The organism is Arthrobacter sp. DNA4 (assembly GCF_024362385.1).
Classification (GTDB): domain Bacteria; phylum Actinomycetota; class Actinomycetes; order Actinomycetales; family Micrococcaceae; genus Arthrobacter.
In genome coordinates this window covers 1,372,951-1,392,373 of sequence record NZ_CP101466.1, presented here as the reverse complement: position 1 = coordinate 1,392,373, position 19,423 = coordinate 1,372,951, and the positions used below count along the sequence as shown (strand labels likewise).

13 protein-coding genes, 1 tRNA gene and 1 pseudogene are annotated in these 19,423 nt (G+C 67.0%); 4 read left to right on the top strand and 11 right to left on the bottom strand.

What is annotated here, in order from left to right:
• Positions 1 to 52: 52 nt before the first annotated feature.
• From NMQ03_RS06515 to NMQ03_RS06490, 6 genes are all read right to left on the bottom strand, one after another.
• Positions 53 to 2,689 carry a LuxR family transcriptional regulator gene (locus NMQ03_RS06515; protein WP_255174900.1) on the bottom strand — a complete coding sequence of 879 codons (2,637 nt, stop codon included), beginning with the start codon at positions 2,687 to 2,689 and terminating at the stop codon, positions 53 to 55.
• Positions 2,690 to 2,897: 208 nt separating this feature from the next.
• Positions 2,898 to 3,503 (bottom strand): aminoacyl-tRNA hydrolase, encoded by a 606-nt coding sequence (gene pth, locus NMQ03_RS06510; RefSeq protein WP_255174899.1) that lies wholly within the window; start codon positions 3,501 to 3,503, stop codon positions 2,898 to 2,900.
• 120 nt (positions 3,504 to 3,623) lie between these two features.
• A complete protein-coding gene (locus tag NMQ03_RS06505; RefSeq protein ID WP_255174898.1) occupies positions 3,624 to 4,247 on the bottom strand; it encodes a 50S ribosomal protein L25/general stress protein Ctc in 624 nt (207 codons plus the stop codon).
• Positions 4,248 to 4,523: 276 nt separating this feature from the next.
• Positions 4,524 to 5,504, bottom strand: coding sequence for a ribose-phosphate diphosphokinase (locus NMQ03_RS06500; RefSeq protein ID WP_255174897.1), 981 nt, complete (start codon positions 5,502 to 5,504; stop codon positions 4,524 to 4,526).
• A 2-nt stretch (positions 5,505 to 5,506) separates the two neighbouring features.
• On the bottom strand, positions 5,507 to 6,985 hold the full coding sequence (glmU, locus tag NMQ03_RS06495; RefSeq protein WP_255174896.1) for a bifunctional UDP-N-acetylglucosamine diphosphorylase/glucosamine-1-phosphate N-acetyltransferase GlmU: 1,479 nt from the start codon (positions 6,983 to 6,985) through the stop codon (positions 5,507 to 5,509).
• Between the two features lie 103 nt (positions 6,986 to 7,088).
• Positions 7,089 to 7,160 (bottom strand) — tRNA-Gln (locus NMQ03_RS06490).
• 134 nt (positions 7,161 to 7,294) lie between these two features.
• Between NMQ03_RS06490 and NMQ03_RS06485 the strand changes: the two genes are divergently transcribed.
• Positions 7,295 to 7,921, top strand: a complete 627-nt coding sequence (locus NMQ03_RS06485; RefSeq protein ID WP_159632496.1) for a TetR/AcrR family transcriptional regulator — start codon at positions 7,295 to 7,297, stop codon at positions 7,919 to 7,921.
• A 55-nt stretch (positions 7,922 to 7,976) separates the two neighbouring features.
• Here NMQ03_RS06485 and NMQ03_RS06480 read toward each other — a convergent pair whose 3' ends face one another.
• From NMQ03_RS06480 to NMQ03_RS06460, 5 genes are all read right to left on the bottom strand, one after another.
• Positions 7,977 to 9,809, bottom strand: coding sequence for an ABC-F family ATP-binding cassette domain-containing protein (locus NMQ03_RS06480; protein WP_255174895.1), 1,833 nt, complete (start codon positions 9,807 to 9,809; stop codon positions 7,977 to 7,979).
• Positions 9,810 to 9,842: 33 nt separating this feature from the next.
• A complete protein-coding gene (locus tag NMQ03_RS06475) occupies positions 9,843 to 10,820 on the bottom strand; it encodes a 4-(cytidine 5'-diphospho)-2-C-methyl-D-erythritol kinase (RefSeq protein ID WP_255174894.1) in 978 nt (325 codons plus the stop codon).
• Positions 10,817 to 11,689: a 16S rRNA (adenine(1518)-N(6)/adenine(1519)-N(6))-dimethyltransferase RsmA gene (rsmA, locus tag NMQ03_RS06470; RefSeq protein WP_159632499.1), complete on the bottom strand. Its 873-nt coding sequence runs from the start codon at positions 11,687 to 11,689 to the stop codon at positions 10,817 to 10,819. The genes NMQ03_RS06475 and rsmA overlap by 4 nt, the downstream gene beginning before the upstream one ends.
• A gap of 112 nt (positions 11,690 to 11,801) precedes the next feature.
• The gene (locus NMQ03_RS06465; RefSeq protein WP_255174893.1) at positions 11,802 to 13,001 is read right to left on the bottom strand and encodes a resuscitation-promoting factor; all 1,200 of its coding nucleotides are present in this window, start codon (positions 12,999 to 13,001) and stop codon (positions 11,802 to 11,804) included.
• A gap of 255 nt (positions 13,002 to 13,256) precedes the next feature.
• Positions 13,257 to 14,162 carry a TatD family hydrolase gene (locus tag NMQ03_RS06460; protein ID WP_255174892.1) on the bottom strand — a complete coding sequence of 302 codons (906 nt, stop codon included), beginning with the start codon at positions 14,160 to 14,162 and terminating at the stop codon, positions 13,257 to 13,259.
• A gap of 162 nt (positions 14,163 to 14,324) precedes the next feature.
• Between NMQ03_RS06460 and NMQ03_RS06455 the strand changes: the two genes are divergently transcribed.
• From NMQ03_RS06455 to NMQ03_RS06445, 3 genes and pseudogenes are all read left to right on the top strand, one after another.
• Complete coding sequence (locus NMQ03_RS06455) at positions 14,325 to 15,425, top strand: MoxR family ATPase (RefSeq protein ID WP_255174891.1); 1,101 nt, start codon at positions 14,325 to 14,327, stop codon at positions 15,423 to 15,425.
• A 9-nt stretch (positions 15,426 to 15,434) separates the two neighbouring features.
• A pseudogene (locus tag NMQ03_RS06450) lies at positions 15,435 to 16,898 on the top strand (DUF58 domain-containing protein).
• A complete protein-coding gene (locus NMQ03_RS06445) occupies positions 16,895 to 19,372 on the top strand; it encodes a DUF3488 and transglutaminase-like domain-containing protein (RefSeq protein ID WP_255174890.1) in 2,478 nt (825 codons plus the stop codon). Before NMQ03_RS06450 ends, NMQ03_RS06445 begins: the two are co-directional and overlap by 4 nt.
• Positions 19,373 to 19,423: the final 51 nt, after the last annotated feature.

Here is a 19,423-nt window from a genome sequence, read left to right as displayed (position 1 = left end):
CGGCTCCCGGCGGCCGGTCAGGAGCCGGTGCGCAGCCGGCGGCTTGTGGCCATTAGACGAGTCCAGTCAGATCACCCCTTGAAGTCACGCCCAGCTTAGTGAAGACCTGGTACAGGTGGCCTTCAACGGTGCGGACTGACACACCCATTTCCATGGCGATGTCGCGGTTTGACGCGCCGCGGCTTACCATTCGGGCAATTTGCCGTTCCCGGCTGGTCAGCAGCGGGCTCCCACTGCTGGGCACGATGGGCAGGTTGGACACTGTGGCGGCCAGGATGTCCAACCGTGCCTGCGCCGTTCGCGCAGAGAGGGCGTCCCCCTCCTGGCGGGCGAAATCCACCGCAAGTGCCATGCACCGCGCTTCCACGGCATCGAGTTCGAGCGTGGCGGCGAGTTCGCCGCCGGCGAGCAGGGCCTTGGCGTCCTTTGTCCTGCTTCCGACGGCGATCAGCCGTGACACTTCCGCCAGCGGGCCCTGCCGGTGACCGGCGATGTCCTCCAGAAGACGGAAGTCGGTGTCGCTGCCGTTCACGGTTGCTGCCAGCAGGTAGATGCCGGCGATAGTGTGCCTGCCCGCCTCCAGGTTACGGCGGGCCCCCTGCTTGAGGACGGCCACCGCTTCCGAGTCCCCCAGCCAGCGCCCGGCGACCAGCGCACAGAATTCGATGATGCTTTCCGTGGCGAATCCTGCCTTGCCGGAAGTGCGTTGCAGTTTGGTGAGGTACTTGCGGGCGAACGCCGCATTGCCGGTCTGCGCATAAGCCAGGGCCGTGGCCGCGTACGCGGTCCGCAGCGCCGCCTGGACCGGTTGCAGCTCCAGCTGGGCTGCAGCGGAGATCAAGGGCTCCAGGGCGGCCTCGCCGCGGCCGGAAAAAGCAAAGGCCACCCCGGCCGCGAGTTCGGTGGCGGCGCTGCGGTACGGCAGCCGGTGGGGCTGGCCTGTGCTGAAGGGGGTGAGGAGATCGATGCAGCGCCGCCACTGGCCCGCCACCAGCAGGACGAAGTAAGCCTCCCTGGTGTAACGCTCACGGAGGCCGACGATGTGCGAGGCGTCGGTGAGCTGGCCGCCGAGCTGGCGCATGAGGCCCAGGGCGTCCATCTCGCGACCGGTCAGCGCGAGAGCGCTCATCAAGGTGATCGCGGACTGGAGCCGGAACTCCGTGTCAGGGTTGACGGCAGGATCGGCCGCGCGTTCGAGCGCGGGGATCATGGCAGCGTGCTCACCGGTATGGGCCCGGTATTCGAATTCGCTCAGGGAGATGCGGTTCACTGCCACCGCGGCCGGTTCAGGCCAGGACAACCCCTGGGCCGTCCGGCCCAGCCGTTCCCGGGCGGAGGCCAGCAGTTCCGGGATCTTGGCCGCCTGCTCCGGAAGGGAGCGCATGACCCGCGCTTTGGCGGCAACCACCTGGGCATATTCCTCAAAGTCCAGGGCCTCAAGTTCTGGCTGGGAGATATCCTCCAGTGCGGAGAGGGCCTGGACCGGCAGGTCCAACTGCAGATACGCCGCGGCCTTTTGCCGCTGCGCGGACGCCCATCCGGCGTCGGTCCTCTGCACCATCTCCGCATAGGTCAAAGCAAAACGGGGATCGAAGAGCTGGACGGCAGCCTGGGCCGCCGCCAACGCGAGCGCCGGCGCCAGCTCGGCCTCGCACTCGTGGGTCCAGGCGGCAAAGGACATCAGTTCTTCCACCGTCATGGCTGCCGGATCCGGCTCCCGGCCGCCCAGCAACACGTTGCGAAGCTCCCGCCGGCGGGAAATGCTCAGCCAGGTCCTGACGACGTCCCCGATGTATTTCTCCCGCAGCGACACCCAGCGGTGCTCGGAGTCATCGATCTCCAGCAGTCCGCCGTCTTCCATGTCCGCGACCACGTCCGCGCCGTAAATGGCGGTAAGGCTGGAGAGCTCCACCCGCCGGGCACAGGAGAGCATCTCGATGACTTCCCGGGTTTCCGGTGTTTCCCGCGACCACCGGGAACGGACGATGTCATCGAGGCTGGCAGCGCCGTCGAGGACCACCTTGTCCCGCAGCGTCCAGACGGAGTCAGACAGGACAAGGTTTCCGGAGAGCTGCTGTTCGGTGACCAGGGCTTTGAGGAGCAAGGGATTTCCACCCACCATCTGGTGGTAGGTGCTGACCAGGGAGGAAGCGACGCGGTGGCCCAGCAGAGACAGCAGGACCTGCCTGGTTTGCAGCTCGTTGAGGTTGCTGAGCCGTACTTCGGTCAGCTTCCGGTCTGTGAGCAGCCAGTGGAAATCCGCCGGAAAGTCACTGGAGTTGGGGGCAACGGCAACAATTTTCGCCGTACCGGTCAGCAGGACGTTGAGCAGCACGCCGGCGCTCATGTCGTCGATGCTGGTGGAAGTGTCCAGCGTAATGACGCAGGGCCGCCCGGCGGCGTCGCTGCGGATAAGCGAGGTGATGCCGCGCAGGATGGCGGTGGGCGACCCCATGTAGGCCTGCGGCAGCCGGGCCAGCAGGAACGACAGGCAGCCGTACGGAGTGGTGGAGCCTGAAGGGCCGCTCCGGAGCTGCAAAGACCAAACGTCAGGACCGAGGTCCGCCACTGCTGCGCGGGCCAAGGAGGACTTACCCACTCCCCTGCCGCCGGTGATCACAACACCCAGAGAGTTTTCGCTGGTCAGGGCGGTGCGGACAGCGTCGAGATTGGCGCTTCGTGCAGGCATGGACCATTGCTGGCCCTCCGGGGCCCCGGAAGTCGGCGTGGGCAGCCCGTCACCTTGCGGCGTTGACCCACGTCCCCAGCTGAGTGGCTCGATCGACATGAACTTTTCCCCTACATCCTGCAATAGCGGGATGTAGCCCCATTGCTCCCCCGCATAGGAAGAAGAGTACCCTGTGGCACAGACACGGAAACAGGGCCGGAGGGAACTTTTACGTTTCTGTCTGTTGTGAGGCCGCATTGGCAGGGTGGAATTTCTGCTGGGCGGCGGTGAGCCCCTCACGGAGCAGGGACTCTACGGCATCGGCTGCGTCGTCCAGCAGGAAGGGCAGTTCCTTGAGCTCCGCGGTGCCAAAGTCGCGCAGTACGTAGTCGGCGGTGTCCATCCTGCCGGGCGGACGGCCCACCCCGACACGGACCCGCAAGTAGTCCTTGGTGCCGAGCGCCTTGGAGATGTCCCGCAACCCGTTGTGGCCGCCTTCCCCGCCCCCGAGCTTGAGTTTGACCGTGTTGAACGGGATATCGATCTCGTCATGCACCGCGACCACATGGTCTGGGGCAATGCCATAGAAGTTGGCAAGGGCGGAGACCGGGCCACCGGAAACGTTCATGTAGCTCATCGGCTTCGCCAGGACCACCCGGGGCCCACCAATGCCCAGCCGGCCTTCAAGGACCTGGGCCCGGGCCTTATGGGTCTTGAAGCCGGCCCCGATGCGGTCCGCGATTTCATCGAGCACCATCTGGCCCACGTTGTGCCTGTTGCCTTGGTACTGCGCGCCGGGGTTGCCGAGGCCGACGATCAGCCAGGTGTCTGTCATGGGATCAATCCTAGGGGGACGGTGTGGACAGGATGGCAGCGCCCGGAAGGACGCCGGCCTGCGGACATGGCAGTGGCCGGACCCCTGGAGGTCCGGCCACGGCGGGAAACGGCGGAGTGGTTACTCGGCTGCTTCTTCTTCAACTGCGGGAGCTTCCTCTGCTGCGCCTTCAGCGGCAGCTTCGGTTTCTTCGCCTTCCTCGGCGATTTCGACGGCCTCGGAGATGTTCACCACGAGTGCCTCGGCGTCGGTCAGGAGGACGGTGCCCTGGGGCAGGACCAGGTCGGAAGCGTGGATGTGCTCGCCGGCGGCGCGGCCTTCGATGCTGACCTCGATGGCGGTGGGCAGGTGGGTTGCCTCGGCCTCGAGGGAGACGACCGTCAGTTCCAGGTTGTGGACGGTGCCGGGGGCGGTTTCGCCTTCAACGTGGACCGGAACGTCAACCGTGACCTTTTCGCCCTGGCGGACGGTCAGGAGGTCGATGTGCTCGATGATCTGCTTTACGGGATCGCGCTGGACGTCCTTGACCAGGGCCAGGTGGCCTTCGCCGTTGATGTCCAGGGACAGCAGTGCGTTGGGGGTGCGGACCGCCAGGGTGGTGGCCTTTGCCGGCAGGGTCACGTGGATGGGGTCTGCGCCGTGGCCGTAGATGACGGCGGGGATCAGGTTGGCCATCCGGGCGCGGCGGGCGTAGCCCTTGCCGAATTCGGTGCGCAGTTCTGCTGCGAGCTTCTGCTCAGACATGTAAATCTCCTTGAAGACTAAACGGGGTTCAGCAAGGGCGGAGGTCTGGTGTGACCTTCAACGCCGGGCGGCCGGAAGGCGGCCCTTCAAGAAGGCAGTCCCTCGCAGGAGGGACGCAGACCCAGTCGATAACGGAGGCTATGCCCTCCCTCGCCAAGGTATCGCCTAAAAGCCTACCAGTGCGGGGACCATTTCCTTAAATCCCCACCTGCCCCCTGAGGGCGTGGGCCCAGACCCCGCCGGCTCCTGCCGGCGGGGTTTCGTTTTAGTACTGTCTTAGGCCTTGCCGTCGAAGAGGCTGGTGACCGAACCGTCGTCGAACACCTCGCGGATGGCCCTGGCGATCAGTGGTGCGATCGAAAGGACCGTCAACTGCGGGAAGCGCTGTGACGAACCCAGCGGGAGCGTGTTGGTGACCACCACTTCGCGCGCGCCGGACTCCGAGAGGCGGCGGGCGGCGGGGTCGGAGAAGACGGCGTGGGTGGCCGCGATGATGACATCCTTGGCGTCGGCGTTCTTCAGGACGGTGACGGCTCCGGAGATGGTTCCGCCGGTGTCGATCATGTCGTCGATCAGGACGCAGGTGCGCCCCTCGATCTGGCCCACCACGGTCTTGGAGACCGCCTGGTTGGGGACAGTGAGGTCGCGGCTCTTGTGGACGAAGGCAAGGGGTGCGCCGCCCAGGCGTTCGGCCCACTGTTCGGCGACGCGGACGCGGCCGGTGTCCGGCGATACGACGGTGATGTTGTCCGAGCCCACCCGGGTCCGGATGTAGTCGGCCAGCAGCGGAATGGCCATCAGGTGGTCAACCGGGCCGTCGAAGAAGCCCTGGATCTGGGAGGTGTGCAGGTCTACGCTCATGATGCGGTCTGCGCCGGCGGTCTTGTAGAGATCCGCCACCAGCCGGGCGGAGATGGGCTCGCGGCCGCGGCCCTTCTTGTCCTGGCGGGCATACGGGTAGAACGGCGACACCACGGTGATCCGCTTGGCGGAAGCCCGCTTCAGCGAATCGATCATGATCAGCTGTTCCATGAGGTGGTTGTTCAGCGGTGCGGGGTGCGCCTGGATCACGAAGGCGTCAGTGCCGCGGACACTTTCACCGGCACGGACGTAGATCTCGCCGTTCGCGAAGTCGTAGGCATCCAGCGGGAGGAGTTCGGTGCCGAGCTCCTTGGCGATTTCCCGGGCCAGCTCCGGATGGGCCCGCCCGGAGGCAAGCACCAGCTTCTTCTCGCCGTGCGCCGTAATTTCGCTCATTGTTACTTGCCCTCTTCTGTAGATGCCGGGGTACTTGAGGAGTCATTGGTGGCCGCCTGGGCCAGTTCGGCGGAGCGGGTTCCGGGGCGGTGCGCCGGAACCCAGCCTTCGGTGTTGCGCTGTGCAGCGATGCTCAACGCCAGGGCACCGGCCGGTACGTCTTTGCGGATCACCGCGCCGGCACCGCTGTAGGCGCCGTCCCCCACGGTGACCGGGGCAACAAAGACCGTGTTGGAGCCTGTCCGGACGCCCGAGCCGATCACCGTGCGGTGCTTCTTCTCGCCGTCGTAATTCGCCGTGATGTTGCCACAGCCGATGTTGGTGTCCTCGCCGATTTCGGCGTCCCCGGCATACCCCAGGTGGGACAGCTTGGAGCCACGGCCGATGGTGACGTTCTTGGTTTCGTAAAAGGCGCCGATCTTTCCCTTTTCGCCCAGGACGGTACCGGGGCGAAGGTAGGTGAAGGGGCCGACGGCGGCGCGCGGGCCGATCACCGAGCCGGAGCCATGGGTGCGGACCACCGTGGCGCCCTCGCCGACTTCGACGTCGGTCAGGGTAGTGTCGGGGCCAACGACGGCGTCCCTGGCCACCGTGGTGGTGCCGTGCAGCTGGGTGTTCGGCAGGAGCCGGACGTCCTCGTCCAGCGTGACGGAGGAATCGATCCAGGTGGTGGAGGGGTCCACGACAGTGACGCCGGCACGCATCCAGGCCTCCACCGTGCGGCGGTTCAGCTCGGCGCCGAGTGCTGCGAGCTGGACGCGGTCGTTGGCGCCTTCCACCTGCCAGCGGTCAGCAGTGACGACGGCGGCAACGCGGCCACCTGCCTCGCGTGCGAGTCCCAGCACGTCAGTGAGGTATTTCTCGCCCTGGGCGTTGTCGGTGGTCACCTTGGCCAGCGCCTCGCGGAGCACGGCGGCGTCGAAGGCGTAGATCCCGGAGTTCACTTCCCGGATCAGTTTTTCGGCCTCGGAGGCGTCCTTGTGTTCGCGGATGCCGGTGACGGAACCGTCCTCGCCGCGCAGGATACGGCCATAGCCGGCGGCATCATCCAGGACCGCCGTGAGGACCGTCACGGCGTTGCCTTCGCGTTCGTGGGTGGCAACGAGTTCCTTCAGCAGGTCGCCGGACAGCAGGGGCACGTCACCGTAGGTGACCACCACGGTTCCAGCCAGGTCCTCATCCGCGTGCAGGGCATGCAGGGCGGCTTCCACGGCGCGGCCGGTGCCGGGCACGTCGTCCTGGTCCACAATGACGGCGTCCGGGTCGAGGGCCGATACGTGGCCGGCCACCAGGTCGCGTTCGTGGCGCACCACAATTGCAAGCCTTTGGGGGGCTATGCTGCGGGCCGCCCGGAGGGCGTGGCCCACCATGGAGAGGCCGCCGATTTCATGCAGGATCTTGGGGGTACGCGACTTCATCCGGGTACCGGCGCCTGCTGCCAGAACGATTACAGCGGCCGGGCCGGCATTCTCGGGGATCACGTACGGGCTCTCCTTGCTTGGTTGTGCTGGCGCTTGGCGGCGTCCGGCGGCCCAGGCCGCCGGGCACCGGGTGCCATCCTCATGATCGCGCCCCGCGCAGCAGTTCCGCCCATAGGATTCGAACCTATACTCCACGGCTCCAAAGGCCGGGGTGCTGCCGTTACACCAGAGCGGACCGTGCCGGAGGACTCAAGGCCCGGGGCACAAGTCCCTATTTTGCCACGGGTTCAGGGCCCCGCGCGACACGGGGCGTTCCGCTCCCGCCCGCCCCGCTGAATAGCGCCGCCGGTGGTGGGGCATGATGGGAAGGTGAGCAACAACCTTCCGCGGATGCGGATGACTGGCCTGCAGCGCCGGAGCCAGCTGATCGACGTCGGCCGCGGCCTTTTCGCCGTCCGCGGGCTGGACGGGACCACCATCGAGGAGATTGCAGCCTGCGCGGGAGTGTCCAAACCGGTCATCTATGAACACTTCGGTTCCAAGGAAGGCCTGTACACGGAAGTGGTGGACTGCGAATTCCACATCCTGCTGGACGCGGTCAACGCCGCCCTCACCGAGGAAGCCAAGCCCCGCGTCCTCGTGGAACGCGCCGCCCTGGCCCTGCTTACCTACATCGAGGAACGCACAGAGGGCTTCCGCATCCTGATGCGCGACGCGCCGCCCTCACAGCCCGAGGGCGCCTTCTCCACCCTGCTGTCCCACGTCACCGCCCGCGTCGAACACATCCTCTCCGACGAATTCTCCCGCCGCGGCCTCAGCGGCGAAGACGGCGCCATGTACGCCCAGATGCTCGTGGGCATGGTGGCGATGACGGGGCAATGGTGGCAGGACAGCCGCCAGCCCGACAAGCAAACCGTTGCCGCGCACCTGGTCAACCTCGCCTGGAACGGCCTGACCGGCCTCAAGAAGGACCCGGAGCTGCAGTCCGAGCCGTAAGCCTCGCCGTGGTTCCATCCGCGGCGAAGGGCTGGCTCCGGCACCTAGGGTGAGTTCAGTCGCCGAGGAGTTCTGAGGACTCCAGCCACTCCATTTCCAGAGCGTCCTTTTCGTCCGTGAGCTCCTTGAGCTGCTTGTTTTGGTCGGCGAGCTTGTCAAAGTTGCCGGCCTCGGTGGTCTTCACCATGTCGTCGTGAAGCTTCTTCTCCTCTTGATCCAGCTTCTTGAGCTGCCGCTCGATCCTGTTGAGGGTTTTGCGGGCCTCGCGCTTCTCGGCCTCGGAGGGGCCTGCGCCGGTCCCCCCGGCAGCCTGCGCCTGCCCGGCGCTGGTCACCGGGTTTCCGCCGCCGGTCACGGTTGAGCTTACCAAGGCTGACTCGCGCAGCTCAAGGTACTGGTCCACGCCCCCGGGCAGGCCACGCAGCTTGCCGTCGCCGAGCAGTGCCATCTGGTGGTCGGTCACCCGTTCGAGCAGGTAGCGGTCGTGGCTGACCACCACCAGGGTGCCCGGCCAGCCGTCCAGGACGTCCTCGACGGCGGCAAGGGTATCGGTGTCGAGGTCGTTGGTGGGCTCGTCGAGCATCAACACGTTGGGTTCGCCCACCAGCAGCCGGAGGAGCTGCAGGCGGCGCCGCTCACCGCCGGAGAGGTCCTTCACCGGCGTCCACTGCTTCTGGTTGGTGAACCCGAGCTGCTCCACCAGCTGGCTTACCGTGAATTCCTTGCCGCCCACGTTGAAGGAACGCTTTTCCCGCTCAATGACCTCGATCACGCGCAGGTCAGCGACGTCGTCGAGCTCCTTGACTTCCTGGGTGAGTACCGCGGTGACCACGGTCTTTCCCCGCTTCAGCCGGCCGGCGTCGGGTGTGATCTCGCCGTTGAGCAGCTTGAGGAGGGTGGTCTTGCCGGCGCCGTTGACGCCCACCAGGCCCAGGCGCTCCCCCGGGGCCAGGCGCAGGGTGATGTTGTCGAAGAGCTTCCTGCCGTCGTCGCCGCCTTGGAAGTTCAGGGACACATTCTCAAGGTCAAGGACGTCCTTGCCCTGGCGGGCGGTGGCCATCTTACTCAGCGCCATGGAGTCACGCGGAGCCGGTACGTCGGCGATGAGCGCGTTGGCTGCCTCGATCCGGAACTTCGGCTTGGCGGTCCGGGCAGGGGCACCCCGGCGCAGCCAGGCGAGTTCTTTCTTGACCAGTTGCTGGCGCTTACCCTCCACCACTGATGCCATCCGGTCCCGTTCCGCACGGGCCAGGACGTAGGCGGCGTAACCGCCTTCGAAGGGGTCCACGATCCCGTCATGGACCTCCCAGGTCTTGGTGCAGACTTCGTCGAGGAACCAGCGGTCGTGGGTCACCACCAGGAAGGCGCCCTGGTTTGGCCGCCAGCGCGTCTTCAGGTGCCGGGCCAGCCAGGCAACGCCCTCGACGTCGAGGTGGTTGGTGGGTTCGTCCAGCATGATGACGTCGTGGTCCTCGATGAGCAGCTTCGCCAGGGCCACCCGCCGCTTCTGGCCGCCGGAGAGGGCGTGGACATTGGCGTGCCAGTCGACGTCGGACACCAGGCCGCCCATGATCTCCCGGATGCGGGGGTTGCGGGCCCATTCGTAGTCCGCCTGGTCACCCACGATCGCGGCACCCACCGTCAGGTCGCCGTCGAGCACGTCGCTCTGGTCCAGGTACCCCACGTTGACGTCGCCACGCTTGGTGACACGGCCGGAGTCCGGGGTGGAGCGCAGGGCCAGCAGGCGCATCAGCGTGGACTTGCCGTCACCGTTGCGGCCCACCATGCCGATCCGGTCCCCCTCCTCCAGTCCCAGGGTGATGCCGTCCAGGACGGTGCGGGTTGCGTAGGAAACCGTGAGGTTTTCGCCGCCAAGAAGGTGTGCCAAAGGGAACTGCTTTCTGCTGCCGGACTGGAAGTATTAAAGGAGGGTGTCGGAGATGATGCGCGCGCCCGGGACCGGGCCGTGGACCGCGAGTGCTGTCAGGCCGTAGCGCTGCAGGTCCTCTGCGAGGGCAGCAGCTGCCACGGAATCCTCGGCCAGCAAAGCCACGGTGGGGCCGGATCCGGAGACCATGCCTGCCATGGCGCCGTGGGACTCGCCGATTCCCAGCGTATCGCGCAGCGCAGGCGAGAGTTCAATGGACGCCCTTTGCAGGTCGTTGACCAGCACACGGCTCAGGGATTCCGCGTCGCCGCCCCGCAGCGCCGCCAGGATCTTCGGGTCAACACCGGTGGGTTCCCCCGCGTCGATTCCCTCGGCGTCGCGCAGCCGGTCCAGGGTCCGGTACACCTCGGGAGTGGAGAGGCCGTAGTCGGCCACCACCAGGACCCAGTGGGTCTGCGCCTTGGCCAGGGCCGGAGAGAGTTCGTCGCCCAGGCCAAGCCCGACGGCGGTTCCACCCAGGAGCGAGAAGGGGACGTCGGCACCCAGTTCCGCTGCAAGGTGTGCCAGTTCCTCGCGGGACAGCCCGCTGTTCCAGAGGGCGTCGCAGGCCAGGAGCGTGGCAGCGGCGTCGGCGGATCCGCCGCCCATGCCGCTTACCACCGGGACCCGCTTGGTGATCTCCAGGTGCACGCCGGTGGCGTGTTCGGAGACGTCGGCCATGATGGCGGCCGCCTTGTAGGCCAGGTTGCTGCTGTCCAGGGGGATGTCGACGGCGTCGAGGTCCAGGGTGCTTTCGGGGCTGAGGCTGATGGTGATTCCCGGGGCGGCGGTGCTGGTGGCTGCCACTTCCTCATAGAGGGACACCGCGAGGTAGACGCTGGCCACCGAGTGGTAGCCGTCAGGCCGCAGCGGCCCAACGGCCAGGGACACGTTAACTTTGCCGGGTGCCTTGACGCGCACCGTCCTGGCCGCGAAACGCCCCCCGCCCGCCCTCTCAAGTCCCGCGTTCACGGGCGGTTTTCCCTGGCTTCGGCGATCCTGGCGAATGCGGCGATGTCGATGACCTCGCCGCGTGCGGTGGGGTCGACGCCGGCTGCCAGCAGGCAGCGCTCAGCTTCCGGTGCTCCCCCGGCCCAGCCTGCCAGGGCAGCCCGGAGCGTCTTGCGCCGCTGCGCAAACGCGGCGTCCACTACGGCAAACACTTGTTCGCGGGTGGCGGTGGTGGCGGGGGGTTCGCGCCGGGTGAAGGCCACAAGCCCGGAATGGATTTTGGGGGCCGGCCAAAAGACGTTCATGCCGATCACGCCGGCCTTGCGCATCTGGCTGTACCAGGCGGCCTTGACGGACGGAACACCGTAGGTCTTGGACCCGGGTCCGGCTGCCAAACGGTCTGCCACCTCGTCCTGCACCATCACCAGGCCGTGCTGCAGGCTGGGGAAATGCTGCAGGAGGTGCAGCACCACGGGAACTGCCACGTTGTAGGGCAGGTTGGCTACGAGCGCCGTGGGTTGCACCGGCAGTTCGGTGACCTTCATGGCATCGGCGTGCACCAGGTGGAACGCGTTGGCGGCGGCCGGGCGCCATTCCTTCACGGTTTCGGGGAGCTTTGCGGCAAGGACGGGGTCGATTTCGACGGCGACGACCGCCGCTGCCGCGTCGAGCAGCCCCAGCGTCAGGGAGCCCAGCCCCGGACCGACCTCGAGCACTGTTTCATCCGGCCCCACGCCTGCTGCGGCCACAATCCGGCGGATGGTATTGCCGTCAATGACAAAGTTTTGGCCCAGGGTCTTGGTGGGCCTGACCCCAATTTCCTCTGCCATCCGGCGTATGTCGGAGGCACCGAACAACGGTGCAGGAACGGCGGGGATCGGTTCAGTCACCTAGGTATCCTATCCCGCGCGGCACTTTGGCCCTCCCCGGTTAACGGCTGTGGCCGGCCCCGGAGTACCCGGGGCCGGCCACAGCTGTTTCCTGCGCGTTGATGCTGGCTGATCAGCGGCTGGCGGCCCAGCCGCAGCCCCACGGTGACAGGCCACGCTGTGCGTAGACGCGGTTGGCGATGTCGATCTGCTGCGCCTTGGTGGCCAGGCTGGCGTTGGGCGCGTAAGCGCCGCCGCCGGCGCCAATCCAGGTCTGGATGTCGAACTGGAGGCCGCCGTAGTAGCCGTTGCCGCTGTTGATGCTCCAGTTTCCGGTGGACTCACACTGGGCGATCTTGTCCCACATGGCTTCATTCATCATGGCCGGTGCTGCTGCGCCGGTGTTGGCGCCTGCGGGGGCAGCGGGGGCCGCGGCGGCCTGGGGTGCAGGCTTGGCCTTGGTGCCCACGGTGACCTTCTCGGTGACGGGCTGGACCGCTACGTTCTCCGAAACCAGGGTGCGGGAAGCCTCCCGGCCGTCAACGAGCACCAGCTTGAAGGTGCGCTCGATCTTTCCGGCGGCCCCGGCCTGTGTCACTTCCTTCTCACCCTTGAGCATGTCCGCGCTTTCGGCGGTGACGGTTTCGAAGGGAACGTCCTCGCTGGTGACGGCGGTCTGTCCGGTGTCAACCCGGGAAACCTTGATGACCATGTTGTTCACCACGTTGGCGTTGACCGGCTGGGAGGTGCGGTCATTGGCGCCGAGGGTCACGCCGGAGTCTTCAAGGACCTTGCCGACCGTGGGGGCGGTGGTGGTGGCGGTGTTCACCTTGCCGTCGGCGACGATGCTGACGGTCTTGGGCGTGGAGATGGAGACGTAGGAACCGGCGAGCGAAAGGGTGGCATCCTTGGGCGCCGAAACGGTCGAGGCACTGGCCACGCCGAGTTCAGTCACCAGGTCCTCGACGTCCTGCGCCGTGGTGTTGACCGTTTTCTCGGCACCGTCAAGGCTGACCTTGACTTCTTTGGCCTGGTTGATGTTGATGACGGTGCCGTTCTGGACGGTGGCGTCAAGGGCGGGGGAAACGCGGTCGCTGGGCTTCAGGTCCAAGTTGGCGCTCTTGACCACCTGTGCCACTGTTCCACCAAAGGACTGCACAGACGACGCTTTGCCGTCCACGTTGAGCGTAATTGTTTTGTTATTGCCCACGAAGGCTACGAGGCCTGCGACCAGGCCGCAAAGCACCAGCAGCTGGGCGCCAACCTTTATAAAGCTGAACTTGCCGTCCGATGTGAAGAACTTGATCACGATTGCCCGTAACTCTCGGTCCATCCGGGCACGGGGAATGCGCAATAAAATGCCCGGAGCAACCTCGAAAAGGAGAGTCCGGGCACCAGTGCGCCGCCACACTCCGCGCAGCGGCAGGCCGGATATTGGACAGGCCGGCCCGGCTGCACATGGAGTGAAATTACCCGTTGGCCTTCCCCGACCCCGGCTAATAGTTTTCCACTGTAACCGTAGCGTTATAAAGCAGCCAACATTTTTGCATACCAGGTATGCAAATGAGAGTGCCACAGAAGAGTGGAATCAGGCCCAGGATCCGTATGCCCGCACCGTATTTTCGCTGATGTAGGTGCACAGGGCGGCGAGGTCGGAGCCTGTCAATTCTGCCATGGCGCGCACGGTGTAAGGGACCATATAGCTCGCGTTCGGACGCCCCCTATGCGGGTGCGGCGTCAGGAAGGGAGCATCCGTTTCCACCATGATGAGCTCCCGGTCCGCGACCGCGAGCGCGGCACGGAGGTTGGCGGCATTCCTGAAGGTCAGGGTGCCGGCAAAAGACATCCACCAGCCCTGTTCGTTACACGTCCGTGCCAGGTCCTCGTCACCGGAGAAGCAGTGGAACACCACCCTTTCCGGTGCACCTTCCTCCCGGAGCACACGGACCACGTCGCTGTGCGCGTCCCGGTCATGGATCTGCAGGGTGAGGCCGAGGCGCTTGGCGATGTCGATGTGGCGCCTGAAGGAGTACTCCTGGTGCCGCAGCCCCTCACCTTCCGTGCGGTAGAAGTCCAGCCCGGTTTCGCCGATGGCCCGGATGCGGGGATGCGCGGCCAGCTGTTCGATCTCGGCAAGCGCCGCTTCCAGTCCGCCCCGGGAGGCGTAGTGCGGAGCATCGTTGGGATGCAGTGCCACGGCTCCCAGGAGCCGTTCGTCCTGGTCCACCGCCTCCACCGTGAACCGCGAGGACTCCAGGTCGCAGCCCACCTGCACGGCACCCTGCACACCCACGGCCTCTGCCGCATCCAGTGCAGCCTTGATCCCCACTGGTCCCTTTCCTTCCGGGAAGTCCAGGTGGGTGTGGTTGTCCATGACCGGTACCGGCAGGGGCTCCGGCGCAGGCGGGAAATCCTTCCGGCGCCCGGCGTCGGCCTCCGGTTCCGCGTCTGCGGCGCGCACGCGGTAGGCGGCGGGAATCGACGAATTGCACATCCAACCAGCCTAACGGCCGAAGGCTCCCCATATTTGCCGGAACTCTCTGTCGGGCACGGCAGTTGTGTTAGTAGTCTGGAACGAAGACACGCGCACGCCCACCGAGGGGCGAAGGCAGGCTTGCTGTCACGTCCAGGTGAAAGCCGGGCTGAAAGGTTGCCGATGGAACCCCACCGACGCACTGCCAACAACGCAGGCGCACCGAACCTCAACCTGGCCGGCGTCGCCGATTCCGTCAGCCACCTGAACGGCCACCGGCAGGCAGCCATGGATTCCGGTGCCTTCCACGCAGCAGCACAACGCATCCTGACCACTGTCAATACCGTCATCGACGGCAAGTCCGATGCCGCCAAGCTGGCGCTCACCGTCCTCCTCGCCCAGGGCCACCTGCTGGTGGAGGACGTGCCCGGCGTCGGAAAGACCCTGCTGGCAAAAACCCTGGCGCGGACCATTGACTGCACCGTCAACCGCATCCAGTTCACCCCCGATCTCCTCCCCTCCGACGTGACCGGGGTGTCCATCTACAACCAGGCTTCCAGGCTCTTCGAATTCCGGCCCGGCGCAGTGTTCGCCAACATCGTCATCGGTGACGAAATCAACCGCGCGTCCGCCAAGACCCAGTCGGCCCTCCTGGAATGCATGGAGGAGCACCAGGTCACGGTGGACGGCACGTCCTACAAACTCGATGAGCCGTTCATGGTGGTAGCCACCCAGAACCCCATCGAAATGGAAGGGACATATCCGCTGCCGGAGGCGCAGCGGGACCGCTTCATGGCCCGGATTTCCATGGGCTACCCGGACAAAGACGCAGAGATCGAGATGCTTGAGACGCACCAGGCGGTCTCGCCGCTGGCCACCGTCTCCCCCGTGGTCACCGTTTCCGATGTCGCCGCCATGATCGCCTCCGTCCAGCAGGTCTACGTCTCGGATCCAGTGAAGGAATACACGGTCTCGATAGGGCGGGCCACGAGGGAAAGCCCGCTGCTGCGGCTGGGCGCGAGCCCCCGGTCCATGCTCCAGCTGCTGCGCGCCGCCAAGGCCACCGCTGCCTTGGACGGCCGCGATTTTGTGCTTCCGGACGACGTCGGTGATGTGGCCGAAGCCGTCCTGGCGCACCGGATCATCCTTGACCGGAAGGCTGCCGGCGCAGGCGAGACCCCGCACAGCGTCCTGCGCGGCATCCTGTCCCGGCTGCCCGTGCCCCAGGCGGCCCCGGGGCAGCCCAACCGGGCCGCGGCGGCCGCCGGCGGCAGGAACCGGTAGGGGCAAACCATGGCCTTCCTGCATACGCTCCCGAAGCACCTGTTCACCAGGCGCGGATGGGGCATGCTGGCGGCCGCGCCTTCACGTTGGCGGCAGCCCAGGTCATGGGGCGCCGTGACCTTTTAACGCTGGCACTGCTGCTGCTGGTGCTCCCGCTCGTCTCCTCGCGGCGTCCGCCTGGTGAAACCCCGCTTCCGGGTCTACCGGGAATTCAACCCTTCCCCGGTGGAAACGTCGGCACCGGCCATTGTGAATCTTGCGGTGGCCAGGACCGGCCCCGGCAGCGGGCGGGTGGTCATGGAGGAGCGGCTGCCGGCACAGTTTGGCCAGGCACCTGCGTTCCGGTTCCCGTCCCGTTCCGCCACCGGCGGCACGAGCCGTTACGAATACCACCTCACCTCCAGGTATCGCGGGCAGTTCAGGATTGGGCCGGTAACGGCAGAGTTCACGGACCCCTTCGGCCTCTCGCTGCACCGGCGGCCCATTGACGACGGCGACGTCCTCACCGTGACGCCGGCCGCCGTCGCACTGCCTGCCACCGGGCTGGGCGGAGCGCGGGGCAACGACGGCGTCACCGCCACCCGCGTGCGCGCGAACCCCAGCGACGACGATGTCATGACCCGCGAGTACCGCCACGGGGACCCCATGCGGAGGGTCCATTGGGCGGCCACGGCCAGGCACGGGGCCCTGATGGTCCGGCAGGAGGAATCGGTCACCACGCCGGAAGCGACCCTCATCCTTGACCACCGTTCCGGCGCGTTTGCCGGCGGCCTTGGCACATCCATGCCGGGGCTTCCCGGCCACGATGGGCATGCGCCCGCCACCAGCGACACCTTCGAGTGGTCCGTTGTTGCCGCCATGTCCGTCAGTGCCCACCTGGCTGAGCGCAATTACAGCCTTCGGCTGCTGGATTCCGGGGGCGACCCGGCATTCCTGCACTCGCCCTCCTCTCCGGAGCCTGCGGCGGAAGAGTACAGCGGCGCATCCGGCCTGCAGTCGATCGCCGAGAGCCTGGCTGCCATCCATCTCTCCGGCACGCTCCACCCGCGGCGGGACGGAGCGCACCCGGACCTGCCCGGCAGGAACACAGAGCGGCGGGCTGCTGCCGGGGCGCGGACGCATGCGGGCAGCGACCAGGGGCCGCCGGCATTTGATGACCGCTTGATGGACAAGCTGTCCGCGCACCGCATGCGGGGGCCACTGATCGCAGTGTTGGGCCGGATTACCAAGGAGGAAGCAGCAGCCCTGGCACCGGCTGCAGCGTACGGGACCGATGCGTTCGCACTCCTTGCGGTGGAACGGCCCGCGGAGTTCCAGGATGTCCTCGACGTGCTGCGGCAGGGCGGCTGGCGGGCCGTAGCCGCGGCGCCGAAGACCCGGCTTGCTGCTGCCTGGGGCCAGTTCGCCCAGGACCCCGCCCTGCCCGTGGCGCCCGCATCGGAGGTCCGCCGGGGAGCGGGGGTGGCGAAATGACGATCGCACCGGCCCGGACGACCGGCTACGGACACCAGGCCCGGGACAATCGGCGGATTCCTGCGGGGCGCACGGGTACGGGCGCCTATCCCTGGGCCATGGCGGCGGCAATCTCTTTGGCGGTCTGCGGGGCGGCCCTGTCCCTGAACGGTGTCCTTCGCGGTTGGAACTGGTACTGGCCCGCCATGACCACCGTGCTGGCGGTGGCCTTCACGCTTGCCGTGCTCCGTTCCATCCGCGCCCAGCCGCTGCTGGTCACCGCCGGAGGGTTCGTGGTGCTGGGCGGCGTCCTGACCATGACTTTCTTCCGCAGCTCCAGCTTCCTTTGGGTGGTCCCCACCGGTGCCACACTGCCTGAGCTGGACCGGCTGATCCAGCGCGCCAGCGAAACCGTGCTCGCAGAGACAGCGCCTGTGGCGCCCAACGCCGGAATTGTCATGGTGGTCTGTGCCGTGCTCGGCCTGGCGGTCATTCTGGTCGATGCCCTGGCGGTGCCCCTGGGGATGCCGGCAGCTTCCGGCACCGGCCTGCTGGCCCTGCTGGTGGTCCCGGCCATGATCAAACCCCAAAGCGTGGGCGTCGGGAGTTTCCTTGCCACCACGGCGGGATACCTGCTGATCCTTGCCTTCAGCCAGTGGTTTGCCCCGGACGGCAGGCTGCAGGGCGGATCGGCACGCAGTCCCGGACTGATGCGCCGCGCCGCGCTGACCGGGGCCGTGGCCCTGGCCGCCACCCTGGTGCTGCCACTGGCCATTCCAGGCTTCGACCGCGGCACCTTCCCCCAGGGGTCCAGACTGAATCCGTGGGGCGCCTCCACCGGCCTCAACCCGATGATCACCCTGGGCAACAGCCTGCGCACCCCTGACGGAAGCGGCAGGATCACGTATGCCACCAATTCACCCACGCCCCTCTACCTGCGCTCGGTGACCGTGGACAATTTCGACGGCGATTCCTGGGGCCCCGACGACCGCAACGCATCCCGGGTCCCTCTTGACGGCCGGATCGACCCCGGCTATCAAGTCCTCACCGACGAACAGGTGCGCCTGGTAACCGCCGTCGACGCCGGTTCCTTCACCAGCCCCTACCTGCCGGTCCCCTATGCCCCTGAAACCGTCCGGGGCCTGGGCGGCCAGTGGACCTGGGATCCGGCCACGCTGAGCATCAAGGGCACGGACACCACCACCCGGCGGCAGGAATACCTGGTGACCTCTGCCGTGCCCAAGCTCTCCGCAGCCCTGCTGGCCCAGTCCTCGGCTCCGGCACGCGGCATCCCCGACGTCTTCACCAGGATTCCGGGCAATGTGCCGGACATCGTCAAAACCACTGCACAGACTGTGGCCGGAGCCGCCGGGACGCCGTACCAAAAAGCCATGGCCATCCAGAAGTACCTGCGCTCGTCCGAGTTCACCTACTCGCTGCAGTCACCGGTGCAGGGCGGCTACGACGGCAACGGGCTCGCCGTCCTGGCAGACTTCCTGCAGCAGAAGAGCGGCTACTGCATCCACTACGCCTCAGCGATGGCAATGATGGCCAGGCTGGAAGGCATTCCGAGCAGGATCGCTGTGGGTTACGCCCCCGGCAGGCTGACTGGGGCCACCATAACGGTGACCGGCCAGGGACCCCTCCCGGAGTACGAGGCCGATGCCCGCGACGCCCACGCCTGGCCGGAACTGTATTTCCAGGGCCTGGGCTGGGTGCCCTTCGAACCGACCCCTTCGCGGGGGGTGGTCCCTGACTACGCCACAGAGACCTCAGCACCATCAGTGGCGGAATCGCTGGGCAACAACGACGGACTCATTCCCGACACCGTCCCGGTACCCGCACCTTCCCCCAGCGCAACGGCACAGGCCCTCCCGGGCGCAGGCGGAAGCGGCTCCGGCGATGGCGTGCCCCTGATGCCCTGGCTCCTTGGAACGGCCGGAGCGGTGGGCCTGGTACTGCTGGCCGCCGCCCCGCACCTGGTCCGCGCCGCCGCCCGGTCCCGGCGGCTGCACCCGAAGCGCCCGGACCTGGCCGTCCCGCTGGCGTGGAGCGAGCTCCGGGACCTCGGCACGGACTACGGGCTGCCCGCCGGAAACAGCGAGACACCGCGGGCCTACGCGGCCCGGTTCCGCAGCACACTGCTGGGCGAGCCCGGCGGTATGGACCAGGACGCCCACGAAGCCGTGGCCTCCCTCACCTCAGCCTTTGAGCACCACAGGTATGGACGTCCGGGCGCCGGTAGTTCCGCCGACTCAGCAGTCCAGGACCTTGCAGCCGGGGTTTCCGCCGTGGAGGCGTCACTCCGCGCCAATGCCCCGCTGCCAAGGCGTTGGGCTGCTTCGTGGCTCCCGCCGTCGGTCACCCTGCGACTGGGCCGCCTGCTCAGGATGCCGTTCAGCGCAGCCGGCCGTGCCATCCGCCGGGTGCCGCACGCCCGGACACGCTTCAGGGCAGCGCCGGACGACGGCGGCAGCAAGGCAGGCGGGGGCTGAACACACAGGTGCCGGCCGGGAAAGTCCCGGCCGGCACGTGTGGTTTTGCGG

Bases quoted from the DNA above. Each gene is read 5' to 3' on its own strand.
- NMQ03_RS06515 (WP_255174900.1), bottom strand. From the start codon at position 2,689: ATGCCTGCACGAAGCGCCAATCTCGACGCTGTCCGCACCGCCCTGACC.
- pth (WP_255174899.1), bottom strand. From the start codon at position 3,503: ATGACAGACACCTGGCTGATCGTCGGCCTCGGCAACCCCGGCGCGCAG.
- NMQ03_RS06505 (WP_255174898.1), bottom strand. From the start codon at position 4,247: ATGTCTGAGCAGAAGCTCGCAGCAGAACTGCGCACCGAATTCGGCAAG.
- NMQ03_RS06500 (WP_255174897.1), bottom strand. From the start codon at position 5,504: ATGAGCGAAATTACGGCGCACGGCGAGAAGAAGCTGGTGCTTGCCTCC.
- NMQ03_RS06465 (WP_255174893.1), bottom strand. From the start codon at position 13,001: ATGGACCGAGAGTTACGGGCAATCGTGATCAAGTTCTTCACATCGGAC.
- NMQ03_RS06460 (WP_255174892.1), bottom strand. From the start codon at position 14,162: ATGTGCAATTCGTCGATTCCCGCCGCCTACCGCGTGCGCGCCGCAGAC.
- NMQ03_RS06455 (WP_255174891.1), top strand. From the start codon at position 14,325: ATGGAACCCCACCGACGCACTGCCAACAACGCAGGCGCACCGAACCTC.
- NMQ03_RS06445 (WP_255174890.1), top strand. From the start codon at position 16,895: ATGACGATCGCACCGGCCCGGACGACCGGCTACGGACACCAGGCCCGG.